The sequence below is a fragment of the Janthinobacterium sp. OK676 genome, assembly GCF_900103595.1.
Lineage (GTDB): Bacteria > Pseudomonadota > Gammaproteobacteria > Burkholderiales > Burkholderiaceae_D > Janthinobacterium.
Window position 1 is genome coordinate 185,699 of the sequence record NZ_FNHA01000005.1, and the last position, 18,923, is coordinate 204,621.

At 63.0% G+C, this 18,923-nt stretch carries 17 protein-coding genes; 10 read left to right on the top strand and 7 right to left on the bottom strand.

From position 1 onward, the window contains the following. The 3 genes from minD to metE form a co-directional block, all read right to left on the bottom strand. Window positions 1-816, bottom strand: a complete 816-nt coding sequence (gene minD, locus BLU39_RS12315; protein WP_034752889.1) for a septum site-determining protein MinD — start codon at window positions 814-816, stop codon at window positions 1-3. Window positions 817-853: 37 nt separating this feature from the next. Then, a complete protein-coding gene (gene minC, locus BLU39_RS12320) occupies window positions 854-1,603 on the bottom strand; it encodes a septum site-determining protein MinC (protein ID WP_092713322.1) in 750 nt (249 codons plus the stop codon). A gap of 223 nt (window positions 1,604-1,826) precedes the next feature. Next, window positions 1,827-4,151 carry a 5-methyltetrahydropteroyltriglutamate--homocysteine S-methyltransferase gene (metE, locus tag BLU39_RS12325; RefSeq protein WP_092713324.1) on the bottom strand — a complete coding sequence of 775 codons (2,325 nt, stop codon included), beginning with the start codon at window positions 4,149-4,151 and terminating at the stop codon, window positions 1,827-1,829. A gap of 118 nt (window positions 4,152-4,269) precedes the next feature. Between metE and BLU39_RS12330 the strand changes: the two genes are divergently transcribed. From BLU39_RS12330 to BLU39_RS12350, 5 genes are all read left to right on the top strand, one after another. Further along, complete coding sequence (locus BLU39_RS12330) at window positions 4,270-5,178, top strand: LysR family transcriptional regulator (protein WP_092713326.1); 909 nt, start codon at window positions 4,270-4,272, stop codon at window positions 5,176-5,178. A gap of 129 nt (window positions 5,179-5,307) precedes the next feature. Next, entirely contained in the window at window positions 5,308-5,793 is a 486-nt protein-coding gene (locus BLU39_RS12335) for a phasin family protein (protein WP_092713328.1), read from the top strand. Between the two features lie 213 nt (window positions 5,794-6,006). Beyond that, on the top strand, window positions 6,007-7,185 hold the full coding sequence (locus tag BLU39_RS12340) for an acetyl-CoA C-acetyltransferase (protein ID WP_035823614.1): 1,179 nt from the start codon (window positions 6,007-6,009) through the stop codon (window positions 7,183-7,185). A gap of 211 nt (window positions 7,186-7,396) precedes the next feature. Then, complete coding sequence (phbB, locus tag BLU39_RS12345; RefSeq protein WP_092713330.1) at window positions 7,397-8,137, top strand: acetoacetyl-CoA reductase; 741 nt, start codon at window positions 7,397-7,399, stop codon at window positions 8,135-8,137. A 118-nt stretch (window positions 8,138-8,255) separates the two neighbouring features. Beyond that, window positions 8,256-9,680, top strand: a complete 1,425-nt coding sequence (locus BLU39_RS12350) for a tetratricopeptide repeat protein (RefSeq protein ID WP_092713332.1) — start codon at window positions 8,256-8,258, stop codon at window positions 9,678-9,680. Here the strand turns inward: BLU39_RS12350 and BLU39_RS12355 are convergent. Continuing rightward, window positions 9,617-10,237 (bottom strand): LysE family translocator, encoded by a 621-nt coding sequence (locus tag BLU39_RS12355; RefSeq protein WP_254788960.1) that lies wholly within the window; start codon window positions 10,235-10,237, stop codon window positions 9,617-9,619. The genes BLU39_RS12350 and BLU39_RS12355 overlap by 64 nt on opposite strands. Before the next feature lie 153 nt (window positions 10,238-10,390). On the opposite strand from BLU39_RS12355, the gene BLU39_RS12360 reads away from it, so the two are divergent. The 4 genes from BLU39_RS12360 (at window position 10,391) to BLU39_RS12375 (ending at window position 12,959) form a co-directional block, all read left to right on the top strand. Then, entirely contained in the window at window positions 10,391-10,873 is a 483-nt protein-coding gene (locus BLU39_RS12360) for an Lrp/AsnC family transcriptional regulator (protein ID WP_076564899.1), read from the top strand. 78 nt (window positions 10,874-10,951) lie between these two features. Continuing rightward, entirely contained in the window at window positions 10,952-11,908 is a 957-nt protein-coding gene (gene pip, locus BLU39_RS12365) for a prolyl aminopeptidase (protein ID WP_092713334.1), read from the top strand. Between the two features lie 112 nt (window positions 11,909-12,020). After that, a complete protein-coding gene (locus tag BLU39_RS12370) occupies window positions 12,021-12,461 on the top strand; it encodes a DUF2721 domain-containing protein (protein ID WP_092713338.1) in 441 nt (146 codons plus the stop codon). A 42-nt stretch (window positions 12,462-12,503) separates the two neighbouring features. Next, complete coding sequence (locus BLU39_RS12375; RefSeq protein WP_092713340.1) at window positions 12,504-12,959, top strand: hypothetical protein; 456 nt, start codon at window positions 12,504-12,506, stop codon at window positions 12,957-12,959. 1 nt (window position 12,960) lies between these two features. On the opposite strand, the gene BLU39_RS12380 is transcribed toward BLU39_RS12375, so the two are convergent. After that, window positions 12,961-13,542: an SRPBCC family protein gene (locus BLU39_RS12380; RefSeq protein WP_232731264.1), complete on the bottom strand. Its 582-nt coding sequence runs from the start codon at window positions 13,540-13,542 to the stop codon at window positions 12,961-12,963. Window positions 13,543-13,701: 159 nt separating this feature from the next. Between BLU39_RS12380 and BLU39_RS12385 the strand changes: the two genes are divergently transcribed. Then, complete coding sequence (locus BLU39_RS12385) at window positions 13,702-15,747, top strand: NADPH-dependent 2,4-dienoyl-CoA reductase (RefSeq protein WP_092713342.1); 2,046 nt, start codon at window positions 13,702-13,704, stop codon at window positions 15,745-15,747. Between the two features lie 80 nt (window positions 15,748-15,827). Here the strand turns inward: BLU39_RS12385 and ybaL are convergent, their stop codons facing one another. Together ybaL and BLU39_RS12395 are read right to left on the bottom strand one after the other, a co-directional pair. After that, the gene (gene ybaL, locus BLU39_RS12390) at window positions 15,828-17,537 is read right to left on the bottom strand and encodes a cation:proton antiporter domain-containing protein (RefSeq protein ID WP_092713344.1); all 1,710 of its coding nucleotides are present in this window, start codon (window positions 17,535-17,537) and stop codon (window positions 15,828-15,830) included. 211 nt (window positions 17,538-17,748) lie between these two features. Next, a complete protein-coding gene (locus BLU39_RS12395; RefSeq protein WP_092713346.1) occupies window positions 17,749-18,870 on the bottom strand; it encodes a beta-ketoacyl-ACP synthase III in 1,122 nt (373 codons plus the stop codon). Window positions 18,871-18,923 lie beyond the last annotated feature (53 nt).

Sequence of the window (18,923 nt, forward strand, 5' to 3'; positions counted from 1 at the left end):
TCACTTCGCCCCAAAAATGCGCTGGAGTAATCCAGGCTTTTCATAGTTGGTAAAGCGCAGCTCGACTTCTTCGCCGAGGAAACGCGAGACCACGTCTTCATAGGCTTGCGCCACGTCCGTGCCCGTGAAATGGATGGCCGGGTTGCCCTGGTTCGAGGCGGCCAGCACTTGCTCCGATTCCGGAATGATGCCCACCAGCGGGATGCGCAGGATTTCCTGCACGTCCTGGTAGGACAGCATTTCATCCGATTCCACGCGTTTCGGCGAGTAGCGGGTAATCAAGAGATGTTCCTTGACCGGCTCGCCGCCCGTCTGCGCGCGGCGCGACTTGGCTTGCAGGATGCCGAGGATGCGGTCCGAATCGCGCACCGACGACACTTCCGGGTTGGTGACGATGATGGCTTCGTCGGCGAACGTCAGCGCCATCAGCGCGCCATGCTCGATGCCGGCCGGCGAATCGCAGATGATGAACTCGAAACCCATGTTGATCAGGTCGTTCAACACGCGTTCCACGCCTTCTTCCGACAAGGCATCCTTGTCGCGCGTCTGCGACGCGGGCAGGATGAACAGGTTGTCGCAGTGCTTGTCCTTGATCAGGGCCTGGTTCAGGGTGGCCTCTTTATTGATCACATTGATCAGGTCGTAGACGACGCGGCGCTCGCAACCCATGATCAGGTCGAGGTTACGCAGGCCCACGTCGAAGTCGAGCACGGCTGTCTTGTGACCGCGCATGGCCAGGCCAGTGGAAAAACTGGCGCTAGAGGTCGTCTTGCCGACACCGCCCTTGCCGGACGTCACAACAATAATTCTTGCCACAAATAATCCTTTTCAGATATCTCTTGAATTGTGCAGCTTAAGAGCGGTTCACGGGAGTGACCGGATTGACAGAGTGTATATCGATTCTGTCTCCAGCCAAACGAATTTGCGCGGGTCCGCGCGCCATTTCTGCGGGGAAACCATCCTCGAACGTGCGGTACACGCCGGCGATCGAGACCAGTTCCGGTTCCATGGCCAGCGCGAAGATGCGCGCCTGGGGATTGCCCGAGGCGCCGGCCAGCGCGCGGCCGTACAGCGAGGAATACACGTGGATGCTGCCATCGGCGATGATTTCGGCGCCATTGTTGACGACAGCGGTAATGATCAGGTCGCAGCCGCGCGCGTAAATGCGCTGGCCGGCCCGCACGGGCGTGTCGATCACCATCACCTGGGCGTCGGCGCCGGCCTGGGCCGCCGCCGTGGGCGTATCCTTGGGGCCATCCTTGGGCGGCGCATCGTCGCGCGTCTTGCCGCTGTCGAGGCTCAAGCCCTGGGCCAGGATGGCGTCATGCATGTCGGCCGGCGCATTGCGCACGGCCACGGCATTCAAACGGTATTTTTTCAGCAGGGCGACCAAAGCGGCCCAGTCGATGGGCACGCTGCCGGGCGGCAAGGCTGCCACGTCCAGCACGGCCAGGTCGTCCTCGAAAAAGTCGGCCACGCCTCCCGTCATGTCGCGCAAGGCGGCATCGAGGGCCTGCGTATCGGCGCTATGCATGATGGCGGAGACAGCAACGACGGTGGAAATCTTGATTTCGATAGGCTTCTGCGACGGGCTTTTGGACATAAACATTTATCAAAGTGAAACTGCGGCAGGCCAGATGTTCCGTACGGCAACAATGGGAGCAGTAAATTTCTTGCATTCTACTGCAAAAAAATCGGCGTCAGGGGCCTGGCGCATGCTATTCCGCAGGGCAACACCTACTTCATGTCAAAAAAACGGGCGGCGCCCCGGAAAACCGGTGCGCCGCCCTGAAAGCAGCCTTGCATGCGGCCCGGGTCAGCTTATGTCATGCGGCCGCACGCATCTGCCGCGCCGCCGCGACCATATTCTTTAACGCCGCTTCCGTTTCCACCCAGCCCCGCGTCTTGAGGCCGCAGTCGGGGTTGACCCATAAATGGGCCGGCGGAATCACGGCGCTGGCTTTTTGCAGCAATGTCACCATGTCGACGGTCGAGGGGATGCGCGGCGAGTGGATGTCGTACACGCCGGGGCCGATTTCGTTCGGATACCGGAACTGCCCAAAGCCCGTCAGCAACTCCATGCCGGAGCGGCTCGTCTCTATCGTGATGACGTCCGCGTCCATGGCGGCGATCTGCGGCAGGATGTCGTTGAACTCCGCATAACACATGTGCGTATGGATCTGCGTCGCGTCATGGACCACGGACGCGGCGATGCGGAAGGCGCGCGTGGCCCAGTCCAGGTAAGTATTCCATTGGCCGCAGCGCAGCGGCAAGCCTTCGCGGATGGCCGGCTCGTCGATCTGGATGATGCCGATGCCGGCCGTTTCCAGGTCTGCCACTTCGTCGCGGATGGCCAGGGCCAGCTGCAGTGTTGTTGTGGCGCGCGGCTGGTCGTCGCGCACGAACGACCATTGCAAGATGGTCACCGGCCCCGTCAGCATACCCTTCATCGGTTTGTTCGTCAGGCTTTGCGCATGGACCGTCCATTTGACGGTCATGGCGGCCGGGCGCTGCACGTCGCCGTAGATGATGGGCGGCTTGACGCAGCGCGAGCCGTACGATTGCACCCAGCCGTAGCGCGTGAAGACAAAACCGTCCAGCTGCTCGCCGAAATATTCGACCATGTCGTTGCGTTCCGCTTCGCCATGGACGAGCACGTCCAGGCCCAGCGCTTCCTGGCGGCCCACGGCGTGGGCGATTTCGGCGCGCATCTGCCGTTCGTAATCGGCGATGGCCAGTTCGCCCCGTTTATGGCTGGCGCGCGCGGCGCGGATGGCCGTCGTCTGCGGGAAGGAACCGATGGTCGTCGTGGGGAAATCGGGCAGCTGGAAACGCGCGCGCTGCACGGCCTGGCGCAGCGGGAAGCTGGAATCGCGGCGGTCCACGGTGGGCGTCAGCGCCTGCACGCGCTGCGCCACTTGCGGCCGGTGCACGCGGGCGCTGGCGCGGCGGCCGGCGATGGCCAGGCGAGACGCGGCCAATGCGGCCAGCGCTGTGTCATCAGGATGGCCTGCCAGCGCGTCCTTGAGCAGCGCAATTTCCGTCAGTTTTTCCGTGGCAAACGCCAGCCAGGTCCGGATTTCACCGTCGAGTTCCGTTTCCGCTTCCAGGCTGAACGGCACGTGCAGCAGTGAACACGACGGCGCCAGCCACAGCTGGCCGTTGCGCTTGGCCGCCAGCGGCTGCAGTACGGCCAGGGCCGCGTCAAGGTCGGTGCGCCAGATGTTGCGGCCATCGACGATGCCGATCGACAAGGTTTTATGTGCGGGCAACCAGTCCGCCACGCCGGTCAATTCATGCGGCGCGCGGATGCCGTCCACGTGCAGGCCGGCCACGGGCAGGCGGCACGTCAGGCTGAGGTTTTCTTCCAGCGGCGAGAAATACGTGGCCAGCAGGATGTTCACGCCTACCTGGTTCAGCTGCCAGTAGGCGCTCTCGAAAGCGCTGCGCCACGCGCCGGGCAAGTCCAGGCCCAGGATCGGTTCGTCGACCTGCACCCACGTCACGCCTTGCTGCTTGAGGCGGTCGAGCAGGGCGCCGTACACGGGCAGCAATTGTTCCAGCAGGGCCAGGCGGTCGAAGCCTGGTGTCTTTTCCTTGCCCAGCCAGAGGAAGGTGAGGGGGCCGATCAGGGCCGCCTTGACCTGGTGGCCCAGCGCCTGCGCCTCGGCCACTTCCGCCAGCAGGCGCTCGCAAGCGAGGGAAAACTGGGTCTGCGGCGACAATTCGGGCACCAGATAATGGTAATTGGTGTCAAACCACTTGGTCATTTCCAGCGCGTGCTGACCGGCCTCGTGTTCCGCGTGACCGTGGCAGCAGCCCGCGTGCTCCGCGTGCGTTTCCTCACCGCGCGCCATCGTGAAATAGCGCGACAGGGGCGATTGCTCCGGCGTGAAGTTGAAACGGGACGGTTCGCAGCCGAGCAGCTGGATATGGCTGGCGACCTGGTCATAAAAGGCGAAGTCGCCCACGGTGACGTAGTCGAGTCCGGCGTCCCTTTGCAGTGCCCAGTGGCGTGCGCGCAATTGCCGGCCCGTCGCTTCCAGGGCCGCCTCGGACAGCTCGCCGCGCCAGTGGCTTTCCAGCGCCAATTTCAGTTCGCGCGCGGCGCCGATACGGGGAAAGCCAAGGATGTGGGTACGAATGGTCATGATGTCATCGAGATTTAATGTGAATGCGCTAGAGTGTGCGGCAACTTGGTCTATAATCAAAACGAAACATTTTGACGAATAACATGAAAATAATTCACGTACATCATTCCCTTTCCCGATGCTAGAAATTCGCCACCTGCGCACCTTGAGTGCCCTGCGTTCGTCCGGCAGCCTGGTGCGCGCCGCGCAGTTGCTCAACCTGACCCAGTCGGCCCTGTCGCACCAGATCCGTTTGCTCGAAGAGCGCTACAAGGCGCCCCTGTTCGAGCGCAAGTCGATGCCGATCGCGTTTACGGCCACGGGCAGCCGGCTGCTGGAGCTGGCCGACAAGCTGTTGCCCGAGATCGAACTGGCCGAGCGCGACGTGGCGCGCCTGTCGCAGGGCGACCAAGGGCAGTTGCGCGTGGCGCTCGAATGCCATACCTGCTTCGACTGGCTCATGCCCGTGATGGATGCGTTCCGCCAGCGCTGGCCGGAAGTGGAGATCGATCTTGTCTCCGGCTTTCATAGCGAACCGGCGGACTTGCTGCGTTCGGGCGAGGCGGATCTCGTGATCGGCTCGCCGTATGGCCCCGATTTCACCGTATTCCCCCTGTTCCGCTTTGAAATGCTGGTGGTGATGGCGCAGAAGCACCGTCTGCAGGCGCAGCGCCGGCTCATGGCGGCCGACTTTGCGGGCGAGACCCTGATCACCTATCCCGTGCCGGAAGAGCGCATCGACCTGATCCGCGAAGTGCTCAAGCCCGCCGGCATCCAGTTTGAGCGCCGCACGGCCGAATTGACGGTGGCCGTGCTGCAGCTGGTGGCGAGCCGGCGCGGCATCGCCGCCTTGCCGAACTGGGCCATCAAGAATTACGTCGATTACGATTATGTGGTGGCGCGCCCGGTGGGCGAGCACGGCCTGTGGAGCGATTTGTACGTGTCCGTGCCCGAGCATCTGCAGGACAAGGCGTACGTGCGCGATTTCGTCAGCGTGATACGCGAGCAGTGCGCGGCCTCGCTCGACGGTATCAAGTTGTTGTCCTGATCAACGTTGAGTTGGAAACAAACCAACAGGAAAGCTTGATAAATATCAAGGTTCAGCAATGAACCACCGCTTACAGTTGAGTACTGTGCGGCGCAACATGGCGCTGCCTACTCTTTGGGGAGGAACGACATGTTTTCATTTTCCGAACAATGGGCACTGGCCGGCAAGGCCGTGATGGAAGCGCAATTGATCAGCGCACAAGCGTATGCTCAGGCCGCCGTCGACAGCGGCGCCAGCGTGCTGGACTTGCAACTCGACGCGGCCCGCACGGCGCTGGCCGCCGCTACGGTGGCGGGCAATCAGCTGCTGTCCGTGAAGGACCCGCAAGCGCTGCTGCAACTGTCGCGCACGCAGTCGCAACTGGCCATCGAACGCATCGGTGCATATGGCCGCCAGGCAAAGGATGTTGCTCAAGAAACCCAGGAGAAATTCGACACTGTGACAAAGGGTGAGTTTGCTGCATCGCGTCAAAAATTTGGCGAGCTGTTGCAAGTGGTAAAGCAAACCCCCGTGCCCCTGATTATTCCCTTCAATAATTTTCTAAAAACCACTTTCGGCGGCGCCGATGAAGGGTATGATAAAAATAAAAACACGCGCCCTGCTCGCCAGGCGTAAGCGTGTTGCGGCCCGGCAGCGGCTATCCGCCGCGCCAGGCTGCCCGCCAGTACCGCAAGCAGGCTGTCATCGCCGCCGCCTGCGGTGCGGCGCTGGAACTGCGGCGCATGCCGCGCTAGAATGAAACGCAGCTTGCTGTGTCTTCCCGGATTCTCATTGGATTCTATTAACACCTTGACCTTGGCCCTCGTGGCCTGCATATCGGAGAAATAAATGGATGATGTCGTAATCGTGGCCGCTGGCCGTACCGCAGTCGGCAAATTCGGTGGCAGCCTGGCTAAGATTCCTGCGTCCGAACTGGGTGCGCATGTAATCAAGGGCTTGCTGGCACAAACCGGCATCGACCCGAACCTGATCGGCGAAGCGATCCTGGGCCAGGTGCTGACGGCCGCCGTCGGCCAGAACGCCGCGCGCCAGGCCGTCATCAAGGCTGGCCTGCCGAGCAGCATTCCCGCTTTCACCATCAATAAAGTCTGCGGCAGCGGCCTGAAGGCCACGCACCTGGCGGCGCAAGCGATCAAGTGCGGCGACGCCAACATCATCATCGCCGGCGGCCAGGAAAACATGAGCGCTTCGCCGCACGCGATGAACGGCTCGCGCGACGGTTTCCGCATGGGCGACTTCAAGATGATCGATACCATGATCGTCGACGGCCTGTGGGACGTGTACAACCAGTACCACATGGGCATCACTGCGGAAAACGTCGCCAAGAAATACGAAGTGACGCGCGCCGAGCAGGATGAATTCGCGCTGCAGTCGCAACTGAAGGCCGAAGCGGCGCAAAAAGCGGGCAAGTTCAAGGATGAAATCCTGCCGCTGGAAATCGCCAACAAAAAAGGCACCGTCGTCTTCGACAGCGACGAATACATCAAGCCCGGTTCGACCCTGGAATCGCTGTCCGGCCTGCGCCCCGCGTTCGCCAAGGACGGTACTGTTACCGCCGGCAATGCATCGGGCCTGAACGACGGCGCCGCCGCCGTCATCATGATGTCCGCTTCGCAAGCGAAAGAACTGGGCTTGAAGCCGCTGGCGCGCATCAAGGCTTATGCGTCGTCGGGCCTGGACCCGGCCGTCATGGGCATGGGCCCCGTCTCCGCATCGCGCCTGTGCCTGAAAAAAGCCGGCTGGACGCATGAAGAGCTGGACCTGATGGAAATCAACGAAGCGTTTGCCGCGCAAGCGATTGCCGTCAACAAGGAAATGGGCTGGGATACCAGCAAGATCAACGTGAACGGCGGCGCGATCGCCATCGGCCACCCGATCGGCGCGTCCGGCGCGCGCATCCTGGTCACCCTGATCCACGAAATGATACGCCGCGACGCCAAGAAAGGTTTGGCAGCACTGTGCATCGGCGGCGGCATGGGTGTAGCTCTCGCAATCGAGCGCGATTAAGTAGCTGGCACCGCACCCAAGCTACTGCGCGGCGCGCTTTGCGGCCTGCGATGCTCACCGTGCTAGAGCACGGTTGCGCTTCTTAGCCACAAATCATCGCCGCTCGCTACGCTTGGCTGCGATGCTGTACGCCGCCGTCATGTAGCGATTTTGGACTGCTATATTTAAATAATTAACTTTTTAGCAATAGAACGACACTGAGGGGATGAAAATGGCAAGAGTTGCATTGGTAACTGGTGGCATGGGCGGTCTGGGCGAAGCGGTGTGTTTCAAGCTGGCGGCCCTCGGCTATCGCGTGGTGACCACATATTCCCCAGGCAATCCGAAAGTCGCTGACTGGCTGGCGACGACGAAGGACATGGGTTACGACTTCAAGGCCTATCCTTGCGACGTGGCCGACTACGATTCGGCGGCTGCCTGCGTGGCGGCCGTGGAAAAGGACATCGGTCCCGTCGACGTGCTGGTGAATAATGCCGGCATCACGCGCGACATGACGTTCAAGAAGATGGACAAGCCGAACTGGGACGCCGTGATGAGCACCAACCTCGATTCCGTGTTCAACATGACCAAGCCCGTCTGCGATGGCATGGTGGAACGCGGCTGGGGCCGTATCATCAATATCTCGTCCGTGAACGGCCAGAAGGGCGCTTTCGGCCAGACCAACTATTCGGCCGCGAAAGCCGGCATGCATGGTTTCACCAAGTCGCTGGCGCTGGAAGTGGCGCGCAAGAACGTCACCGTCAACACCATCTCGCCAGGCTACATCGGCACCAAGATGGTCATGGCGATCCCACAGGAAGTGCTCGACAGCAAAATCATCCCGCAAATTCCGATGGCGCGCCTGGGCAAGCCGGAAGAAGTGGCCGGCCTGGTGGCCTACCTGGCTTCCGATGAAGCGGCGTTCGTCACGGGCGCCAACATCTCCATCAACGGCGGCCAGCACATGTCGTAATCGTTGTTGAGGTAAAACAAAAAAGACAGCTGCGGCTGTCTTTTTTTATGCTTGCCAGCAAAACAAGGGGATGGCCGGATTTGCCTTAGAATCAGCATTTCTCCACTGCATCATCTCCATGATCCTCGTTCCCGCCTTGCGCCGCGCCAGCGTGGCCGCCATTCTTTTCCTGGGCGCCGGCGCGGCCCAGGCCAGCGTCGCGTTCCACGTCACGGTCACGACCGAGCGCGTCAACCAGCCCGGCGTGAAAACCAGCCTGCCCGCGCACACTACGCAGGAAAGCGATGTCGTGCTGGGCGAACATTACCTGAGCGTGCGCGATGGCAAGGCCTTGGCCGTGCTGGACTTTGCCACGCGCCGCCGCTACGTGATCGATACGGCGGCGTCCACCTACGACACGTATTCGCTGTTCGACGTGGCGGGTTTTCGCCGCATCGAGATAGCGCACCGTCAGGGTATGGCCGGCGCGCTCAAGGCTGGCGGCTTGCAAGCCCACGTCACGCCGCCCGTGTATGAAGAGCAAGCGCTGTCCTTGCCGGCGGCAAGGCGGCGCAATGCGCTCGTGCCCCATATACTCGATGGCGCCGTGCTGTGGTCGCTCGATGAGCAGCCCCTGCTGCGCCTGGGCATTGCCGGCAGCCCCGTCAGTAACGACGATGCGACGGCGTTTGCCCAGTATTTGCGCTACACATGGGGCGGCCATCCGCTGGTGCTGAAGATGCTGGCCGACGGCAAGCGCATTCCCGCCGCATTCACCTTGCACTACGAGGAGGTGGGCGGCAAGGTCGCGCGCCATTTCCGCATCAGCGCCATGACGGCGGGGGCGCCCGCCACGTATACCCTGGCCGCCTACCGGCCGCGCCCGCTGGGGGCCGATGCACCGCCGCTCGAAAGCGTGCTGGCGCAGGCGGCGTCGCTGCCACCGCCGGGACCGCAGGTGCATCCGGCGCTGCGGGCCGAAGCGGAAAAGCTCTTTGCCGAAGAAAAGCCCTTCGAAGCTTTCTTGACCATGCTGGAAGACCATTTTTCCACGGGCGCGCTGGTCGAAAAACTCTCGCCGGAGCAACGGCAGGCCATGCAGGAATGCCAGCCCATCCATGACTTGACGCGGGGATTGCTGGCCAAGGACAAGGAGGGCATCGCGGCCGCGCTGGCCGGCGTGCAGGAATTGAGGAAGCAAATGGGGGCGGATCAGGCCGTACTGGCGCTGTTCGAGGGGAATTTGCGCGCCAAGCTGGGGCAATGGCCGCAAGCGACGGCCTTGTATCTGCAAGTGCTGCAGGCAAAGCCGCAGATGGCGGCCGTATACCAGGATCTGGGCGACGCCTTGTTGGCGCAGTTCGATGCGCCGAACGCCTGGCGCAGCTGGGATGCGGGCCGGGCCATGGCGCCGTCGCTGCGGCAATTTCGCAAGGTCAACGATCGTGAGCGCGGCTTGTTGAACGACTACCCCGCCTTCTTTGCCGACGCTAAAGCAGGTCAGCCCAGCACCAGCCGCCCGGCCAGCAAGACGAATACGGTGGGCAGCACGAACTTGCCGTAAGGCGAGGGTTTGCCGCGCAGGCGGCGCGCCAGGCGCGCGGCCAGCACGGCGTACAGGGCGTCGAACAGCAGGCCCATCAGCACCAGGACGGCGCCCAGGCGCAGGTATTGCATGCCGACCTGCTCGCTGCCGGCGACGAATTGCGGCAGGAACATGCTGCAAAACAGCAGTGCCTTCGGATTGAGCAGATTCGTCAGGAAGCCGCGCACCAGGCTGGCGCGGGCGCCATGCGCCGTGGCGGGTGCCGCTTCTTCCTGCGCCGTTTTGGTGGACAGGGCCGATTGCAGCAGGCGCAGCGCCAGGTACAGCAGGTAGGCGGCGCCGGCCCATTTGACCCACTGCAAGGCTTGCGGATGCGTCACCATCAGCGCCGCCAGGCCCGCGCCAGACAGCGCCACGTGGACGGCGCGCGCGCCGGCGATGCCCACGGCCGTCACCAGTGCCGTGGCCACGCCGCGCGCGGCGCCCGTCGCCAGCACCAGCGCCATGTCGGGGCCCGGTAATAAAAACGCGCCGGCCAGTGCCAGCAGGTACATCAGGAAGGTAGAATCGGACATGGGCCAGTCGAAAAGAAAAGCGGGAGCATGCGCACGGTGCAGCCTGCTCGCCGGGTCCCATTATGTTCCCGCTGCGATGAAATGTGCTTGCTTTTCCTTCCCTGCATGCCCTAGTATTCGGGTAGATTCCACTCGTATAAAAACAAAAATTAGATGAAAATTTCAGAAGTTAGCCTCGACGCCACCGATTTGCAGATACTCAGGCTGTTGCAGGATGAAGGAAGGCTGTCGAATGCGCGCCTGGCCGAGCGCTTGAAACTCAGTGAAACCCCCGTCTGGCGCCGCTTGCGCCGCCTGGAAGACGAAGGTTTTATCACGGGCTACCAGGCTTTGCTCAACCGTAAGAAGCTGGGCATCGGCCTCGTCGCGTTCGTGCGGGTCGTGTTTGCCAACCACGGCGGCGAGCAGCCGTCGCAGTTCGAGCAGGCCATCGCGACGATTCCGGAAATTTTGTCGTGCCACAACGTGGCGGGCGAAGCCGATTATTTCCTGCAAGTGGTGGCGCGCGACCTGGAAGCGTATGGCGAATTTGTCTCGACCGTGCTGCGCCGCCTGCCTGGCGTGGCGGAAATCCAGTCCAGCCTGTCGATGCGTGAAATCAAGTCGTCGAACCGCCTGCCTTTGCTGCTGGCCTGAGGCACCGGGCGCGCACTATAATTGGAACAGTTGCCAGGACTCGCGCCTGGCGCCCTGATCGCCATTCCAAGGACCGCCATGCCCGATTCCCTGACACCTTTGTTTCCCGTCCTGTCGCCGAACCGGCACGGCATGCTGACGGTCGATGACATCCACACCATTTACTGGGAAGAGTGCGGCAACCCCGACGGCATCCCCGTGCTGTTCCTGCATGGCGGCCCCGGCGCGGGCCTGTCGCCGCAGCACCGCCGCTTCTTCGATCCGCAGCGCTACCGCGTGATCCTGTTCGACCAGCGCGGCGCCGGCAAGTCCACGCCGCTGGGCGAATGGCGCAACAACACGACGCAGCTGCTGATCGAAGACATCGAACGCCTGCGCGCCCAGTTCGGCATTGCCCAATGGCTGGTGTTTGGCGGCTCCTGGGGCTCGACCCTGGCGCTGGCGTATGGCCAGGCGCATCCAGAAGCCTGCCTCGGTTTCGTGCTGCGCGGCATTTTCCTGTGCACGCAGGCGGAAATCGACTGGTTCATCGAAGGCGTGCGCTGGTTCTATCCGGAACTGTACGCGGAATTCGCCGCGCCGATTCCACCGGAAGAACGGGGCGACTTGCTGGCGGCCTACGTGCAACGCATCCTCAGCAGCGATCCCGCCGTGTACTGGCCGGCCGCGCGTGCCTGGAGCCGCTTCGAAGGCCGCCGCGTCTACCTGATGCCGCAGCCCGAGGACGTGCCGAACGATGCGCTGGACCTGGGCGTGGGCCGGCTCGAATCGCATTACATGGCCAATCTCGGTTTCTTCGAGGAAGACCAGCTGATCCGCAACATGGGACGCATCGCGCATTTGCCGGCGGTCATCGTGCAGGGCCGTTACGACGCCATCTGCCCGCCGCTGTCGGCTTACCGGCTGCAGCAGGCCTGGCCCGGCGCGCAACTGGAAATGATACCGGATGCGGGCCATGGCGCGCTCGAGCACGGCATCGCTTCGGCGCTGGTGCGCGCCACCGAGCGCTTCGTGCCGGGACGCGGCTTCGCATGACCATGCGACACGCCGGTTGGCAAAGCGGCCAGCCGGCGTGCGCCACCTGCTACACTATGGCCTGTGCTGGCGCCACGGTCGGGCGCCGGTGTGAACCCACGACTTTTTATCCATGAACATACAGATCGGCGACATCGGCCATATCATCCAGCTGGCGATTGCGCCGGTTTTCCTGTTGACCGGTATTGGCACCATGCTGGTGGTGCTGACCAACCGCCTGGGCCGCATCATCGACCGCACGCGCGTGCTGGAAGACCGGCTCGATATCGGCTACAACGATTTCTATATGGATGAGCTAGATACCCTGTATCGGCGTACCCATCTGATCAATTACTCGATTTCGCTGAGCACGGCGTGCGGTTTCTTCGTCTGCGTCATCATCGCCATGCTGTTTTTGGGCGATATTCTGAACCTGACCCTGGACAAATACATCGCGGCCTTCTTTGTGCTGGCCGTGCTTTGCCTGATCGGCTGTTTTATTTATTTACTGCGCGAAATTTACCTGGCCGCGACGGCCCAGCGCATCCGGCGCCATATCCGCCCGCCACGTTAAGCGGCGCGCCGGTTTACCCTACTATTGAAGAACGAGTCCAGCATGCACGATTACAAACGTCCCCCCACCCTGCACCGCTACGGCCAGCGCAGCGAACTCGAGCAGGCGCTGAGCCTGGGCCAGTTCCGCCTGACCCCTGCGGGCAATTGTCTGACCCTGAGTTTTTCGCAAGTGTGGGACAAGCAATTGTTCGACCTGTTCGCCCCGGCCGACGCTTGCCTGATCATCCACAATACGGAAGAATTCGGCGAACGCCTGCACCGCGCCGTACAGCGCACCTTGCCCAGCTGGGCAGGCATCGATGGCCTGGTCGAATATGGCCAGCGCGCGGCCCTGGGCGCTGCCTTCACCAAGACGCGCGCCGAGGCCGTTGAGCAGGAATGGCTGTTCGCCTGGCGTTCGATGCAGCCACAAGCCAGCCTGAACCCCGTTACGGTCAAATTGGGCAGCCTGGAAAACTTCGCGGAAATCCGCGACCGCGATACCTATCTGGCGTAATTCAGCCTGACTTTTCCATGTGCTGGCTGTCGATGCGGGCCAGCACGGCCGCCATCATGCGCTCGATATCGCCGCGTATCATGGTCGTGCCCAGCATGCCGGGCACATAGAAGCCCGGCATCAGCCGGCTGGAAAAGACGATGCGCGTGCCGCCCGTCTCGGGCACGGGATACAGATTCCAGCGCGATTCATAATGCCGCATGTCGCCGGAGATCAGGGCGATGTCGATGGACGTGAACGGCGTTTCCGTGGCCCGCACCACCAGGTGGATGGCGTGGTTCATGAACAGGAAGCGCGCCATGCCCTGCTGCTCGATGATGACTTCATTGCCGTTGCGCGACAGCACGCGGCAGGAACTGAGGTCGGGCACGAATTCATTCATGCGCTCGTAGGTGGTCAGGGTTTTCCACACGGACGCCGACGGCGCCTGCACGCTGGCGCTGGCATCGACTTCATACATGCGCTGCCCGTCGACCTCGATGCGCTTGACCTCGACCTTGAGCTTGTCCAGGCGTATCGCCTGCGCCAGCGCGGTAGCGGGGACGGCGCACAGCATCAGCAGGCAAAGGAAGAATCGCGTCATGCACCTAGCCTACGGGAAAGTACCGGCCGGCACAAGCCGTAAGCGTCGCCGGCCGCTGCGCCGGGCGATTTAGAACTCCCGGTCTAGAGAAAGTCGCTGCGGCGATCGGCAATGCTTGCTACCGTACGGCCTGCAACCACTATTACCGGACCGATCACCATGACTGCCTATCCCCATCTGCTGGCCCCGCTCGACCTGGGTTTTACCACCTTGCGCAACCGAGTCATCATGGGGTCCATGCACACGGGCCTGGAAGACCGCTTTTATCATTATGGCAAGCTCGCCGCGTTTTACCGCGAACGGGCGCGCGGCGGCGTGGGGCTGATCGTCACGGGCGGCATTTCGCCGAACCGCCAGGGCTGGCTGCTGCCGTTCGGCGGGACCTTGAATTTCCTCGGCGACGTGCCCAACCACCGCAAGGTGACGCGCGCCGTGCACGAGGAGGGCGGCAAGATCGTCATGCAGATCCTGCATGCTGGCCGCTATGGCTATCAGCCGTTCGTCGTCTCGGCGTCGGCCAGGAAATCGCCGATTTCCCCCTTCCGCCCCCGCCCCTTGAGCGAACGCGGCATCGAACGCACGATCTGCGACTACGTGCGCTGCGCGCGCCTAGCGCAAAAGGCGGGATACGACGGCATCGAAGTGATGGGCAGCGAGGGCTATCTGTTGAACCAGTTCCTGTGTGCGCGCACGAATCTGCGCCAGGACCGCTGGGGCGGCAGCATCGAGAACCGCATGCGCCTGCCCGTGGACATCGTGCGCCGCATCCGCGCCGCCGTCGGCCCCAACTTCATCATCATGTACCGCCATTCCCTGCTCGACCTGGTCGAGGGCGGCAATACCTGGGATGACGTGGTGGCGGTGGCCAAGGCCCTGGAGCAGGCGGGCGTGACGATTTTGAATACCGGCTTCGGCTGGCATGAGGCGCGGGTGCCCACCATCGTCACCTCGGTGCCGCGCGCGGCCTTCGCTTCCGTGGCGGGCCGGCTGCGCCGCGAAGTGGCGATCCCCGTGGTGGCCTCGAACCGCATCAACATGCCGCATGAGGCCAATGCCATCCTCGAGCGGGGCGACTGCGACCTCGTGTCGATGGCGCGCCCCTTCCTGGCCGATCCTGACTTTGTCGCCAAGGCCGCCTCGGGCCGCGCCGACGAGATCAACACCTGCATCGGCTGCAACCAGGCCTGCCTTGATCACACGTTTGCCAACAAGCGCGCCAGCTGCCTCGTCAATCCGCGCGCCTGCCATGAAACGGAACTCGTGTACGCGAAAAAGGCCGTGCCGCGCCGGGTGGCCGTCGTCGGCGCCGGGCCGGCCGGACTGTCCGCCGCCTGCGTGGCCGCCGAATGCGGACATCACGTGACCCTGTTCGACAGCAGCGACAGCGTGGGAGGCCAGTTCAAGGTAGCCATGCAAATTCCCGGCAAGGAAGAATTCACGGAAACCATCCGCTACTTTAGCCGTCGGCTGGCGCTGCTGGACGTCAAGCTGCGCCTGGGCCAGCGCGTCACGCGCGAGCAATTGCTGGCCGGCGGCTATGACGACGTCATCGTCGCCACCGGCATCAAGGTGCGCCTGCCGGCCATTCCCGGCATCGACCATCCGAAGGTGCTGTCCTACCTCGATGTATTGCAAGCCAAGAAACCCGTGGGTGCGCGCGTGGCCATCATCGGCGCGGGCGGCATCGGCTTCGACGTGGGAGAGTATTTGCTGCACGACCCGGCGCATCCGCTGCCGCAAACCGTGGCCACCTGGGCGGGCGAGTGGGGCGTGGACCTGAACGCGGCGACCGGCGGCGGCCTGGTGCCGCCCGCGGCGCCCCATCCCGTGCGGCAAATCTTCCTGTTGCAGCGCAAGACGTCGAAAGTGGGCGCCGGATTGGGCAAGACGTCGGGCTGGGTGCACCGCGCGGCGCTGGCGAGAAACGGCGTGGCCATGCTGGCCGGCGTGGCGTATGACAAGATCGACGAGCAGGGCTTGCACATCACCGTGGGCGGCGAGCAGCGCCTGCTGGCCGTGGACAACGTGGTCATCTGCGCGGGCCAGGACAGCTTGACGGAACTCATGCCGCCCGTCGACAAGGATGGCAAGCCCTTGCAGGCTGGCGGCCCCCGTTTCCACAAGATCGGCGGCGCCGCGCTGGCGGCGGAACTCGATGCCAAGCGGGCGATACGCGAAGGGGCGGAGCTGGCGGCGAGTTTATAACCCGGAAAAAAAACTGGGGTCGGACCCTCAGGATCCGACCCCGGCATTTGCATGGGCTAGAGGTTCGGCATCAAAGAACCTTAATGGCCATGCCCCTTCTTCGCTGTCTCAAAACTTTGCAGCACGTGCTCGGCCATGCCATTGGCCAGCTCGTGCTCGCCTATGAAGACCTTGCCCGCGTTTTCCGCGCGCAGCAATTCCGCCTCTTCTTCGCTGTGCGTGCGCACCACCGTCAGGATGGCGGGGTTCAGCGCGCGCGCCGTCTCGATCATGGCGCGCACGTGGAAGGTGTCCGGCGTGGCGATGACGAGCATGGTGGCATGCGTGATGTGCGCCTGGATCAGCACGGCCGGTTCGCCCGCGTTGCCGGCCACGGCGGGAATGCCCTGCTTGCGCAGCTGGTCGACGATTTCGCGGTTTTCCTCTGCCACGACGAAGTGGATGCCCCGCTCCATCAGGGCGGCGGCGATGCGCCGGCCCACGCGGCCATAGCCGACGAGGACGATCTGGCCCGACAGTTTTTCCTGCGGCACCGTCATCGGCAGCTCGGCCAGCGGATCCGTCGTGCGTTCGAACTTGCGGGCGAAATCGCTGTTGCCGATCACGCGCAGCAGCGGCTTGGCCATGCTGAAGACGAGCGGGTTGAGTGCGATCGACAGGATGGCGCCGGCCAGGATCAGGCTTTGGCCTTCCTGCGGCATCAGGCCCAGGGACAGGCCCAGCGCGGCCAGGATGAACGAGAACTCGCCGATCTGCGCCAGGCTGGCCGAGACGATGATGGCCGTTTTCGGCGGATAGCGCAGCGCCATCACGAGCAGGAAGGCGGCGATCGACTTGCCGAAGATAATGATGGCGCACACGGCCAGCACTTGCAAAGGCTTGTCGACGAGGATGTTCGGCTCGAACAGCATGCCGACGGAAACGAAGAACAGCACGGCGAACGCATCGCGCAGGGGCAGGGATTCTTCCGCGGCGCGGTGACTGAGTTCGGACTCGCGCAGCACCATGCCGGCGAAGAAGGCGCCCAGCGCGAAGGACACGCCGAACAGCTTGGTGGAAGCGTAGGCGATGCCGACGGCGGCGGCGATCACGCACAGGGTGAACAGCTCGCGCGAACCGGTGCGCGCCACTTGCCACAGTATCCACGGGAACAGCTTGCGGCCGACGACCAGCATGAAGAGAATGAAGCCGGCCACTTGCCCCAGGGTCATGGCCAGGGTTTGCCACAGGCTGACGGCTTCGGCGCCAGGGGCGACCTTGCCGCCCAGCGCGCCGGCAAACGCCGGCAGCAGCACGAGGACCAGCACGGTGACGAGGTCTTCCACTACCAGCCAGCCGACGGCGATGCGGCCATTGAGGGAATCGAGGATGCCCCGTTCTTCCAGCGCGCGCAGCAGCACCACGGTACTGGCCACGGACAGGGCCAGGCCGAAGATCAGCCCGCCACCGAGGGTCCAGCCCCACCAGTGGGCCAGGCCCATGCCCATCGCCGTGGCGACGCCGATCTGCAGGATGGCGCCGGGCAGCGCGATCTTGCGCACGTCCCATAAATCTTCGATGGAAAAGTGCAGGCCGACACCGAACATCATCAGCATCACCCCGATTTCCGCCAATTGTCCCGCTATTTCCGCATCCGCCACGAAACCGGGCGTGGCCGGTCCGATGATGATGCCGGCGGCCAGATAGCCGACCAGTGCCGGCAGTTTCAGACGCGCGGCAATGAAGCCGAAGATGAGGCCGAACCCGAGGGCGGCGGCGATGGTGGTGATCAGGCTGATGTCATGGGGCATGCGTGTGGGGTTCCTTATGGCGGATGTGCGGATGGAAAAGATGTTGCTCAGCGGCTAAGTATAAACGCATCAAAGCCGCTGCCGGAAAATTTCCTGCGGCTTTATCGCAAAAAACCAGTGCTATATCTTCGTCCAGGTGGCCGCGAACGCATGCCTATCCACCCCGAACATCGCCTAATTCAAGGAATCAAGCGATGTTACACCCATGCGCTCAGACCTTGCGCACGACCACGCAGCCGATGGAATAGCCGGCGCCGAACGAGCAGATGACGCCGGTGCTGCCCGCCGCCATGTCATCCTGATATTTATGGAAGGCGATGATGGAACCGGCCGACGAGGTGTTGGCGTAGGTGTCGAGGATCACGGGCGCTTCGTTCTCTTGCGCGTCGCGGCCCAGGATCAGGCGCGCGATCAGCAAGTTCATGTTCAGGTTGGCCTGGTGCAGCCAGTAGCGGGAGACTTGCGCCACTTCCACGCCGGCCTTGGCCAGGGTCGCCTTGATCATCTCGGCGGCCATCGGGCACACTTCCTTGAAGACCTTGCGGCCTTGCTGGCGGAACAGTTTATCGGCCTGGCCCACGCCTGACTCGTCAAAACGGTTGAGGAAGCCGAAATTGTTGCGGATGGCATTCGAGAAGCGCGTTTTGAGTTCCGTGCCGATGATCTCGAACTGGTGCCGGGACACGGCCGTGTCTTTCGCTTCGACGATGATGGCGGTGCAGGCGTCGCCGAAAATGAAATGGCTGTCGCGGTCGCGCCAGTTCAGGTGGCCGCTGGTGATTTCGGGATTCAAGACCAGCACGGCGCGCGCCTGGCCGCTTTGCACGGCGGCCACGGCTTGCTGGATGCCGAAGGTGGCCGACGAGCACGCCACGTTCATGTCAAAACCATAACCATCGATGCCCAGCGCATCCTGCACTTCCACGGCCATGGCCGGGTAGGCGCGTTGCATGTTGCTGCAGGCCACCAGCACCATGTCGATGTCGGCCGGCGTGCGGCCGGCGCGGGCCAGCGCGTCGCGCGCGGCGGCGACCGCCATTTCCGCCTGCAGGGACAGTTCGTCATCGCCCCGTTCCGGGATGCGCGAGACCATGCGCGCCGGGTCGAGGATGCCTTCCTTTTCCATCACGAAGCGCGACTTGATGCCGGACGCCTTTTCGATGAAGGCCACGCTCGACAGGTCCAGCGCCGTCACCGTGCCCGCGGTGATCGCGTCGGCGTTATCGGCATTGAACTTTTCCGCGTAGGCATTGAAGCAGGTGACCAGTTCTTCGTTGGAGATCGAAAATGGCGGCGTGTACAGTCCGGTACCGCTGATGACGACTTGTTTCATGGTTAAACTTTCAAATTTGGCAATCGACGTGGCGCCGATAAGTGAAGCAAATT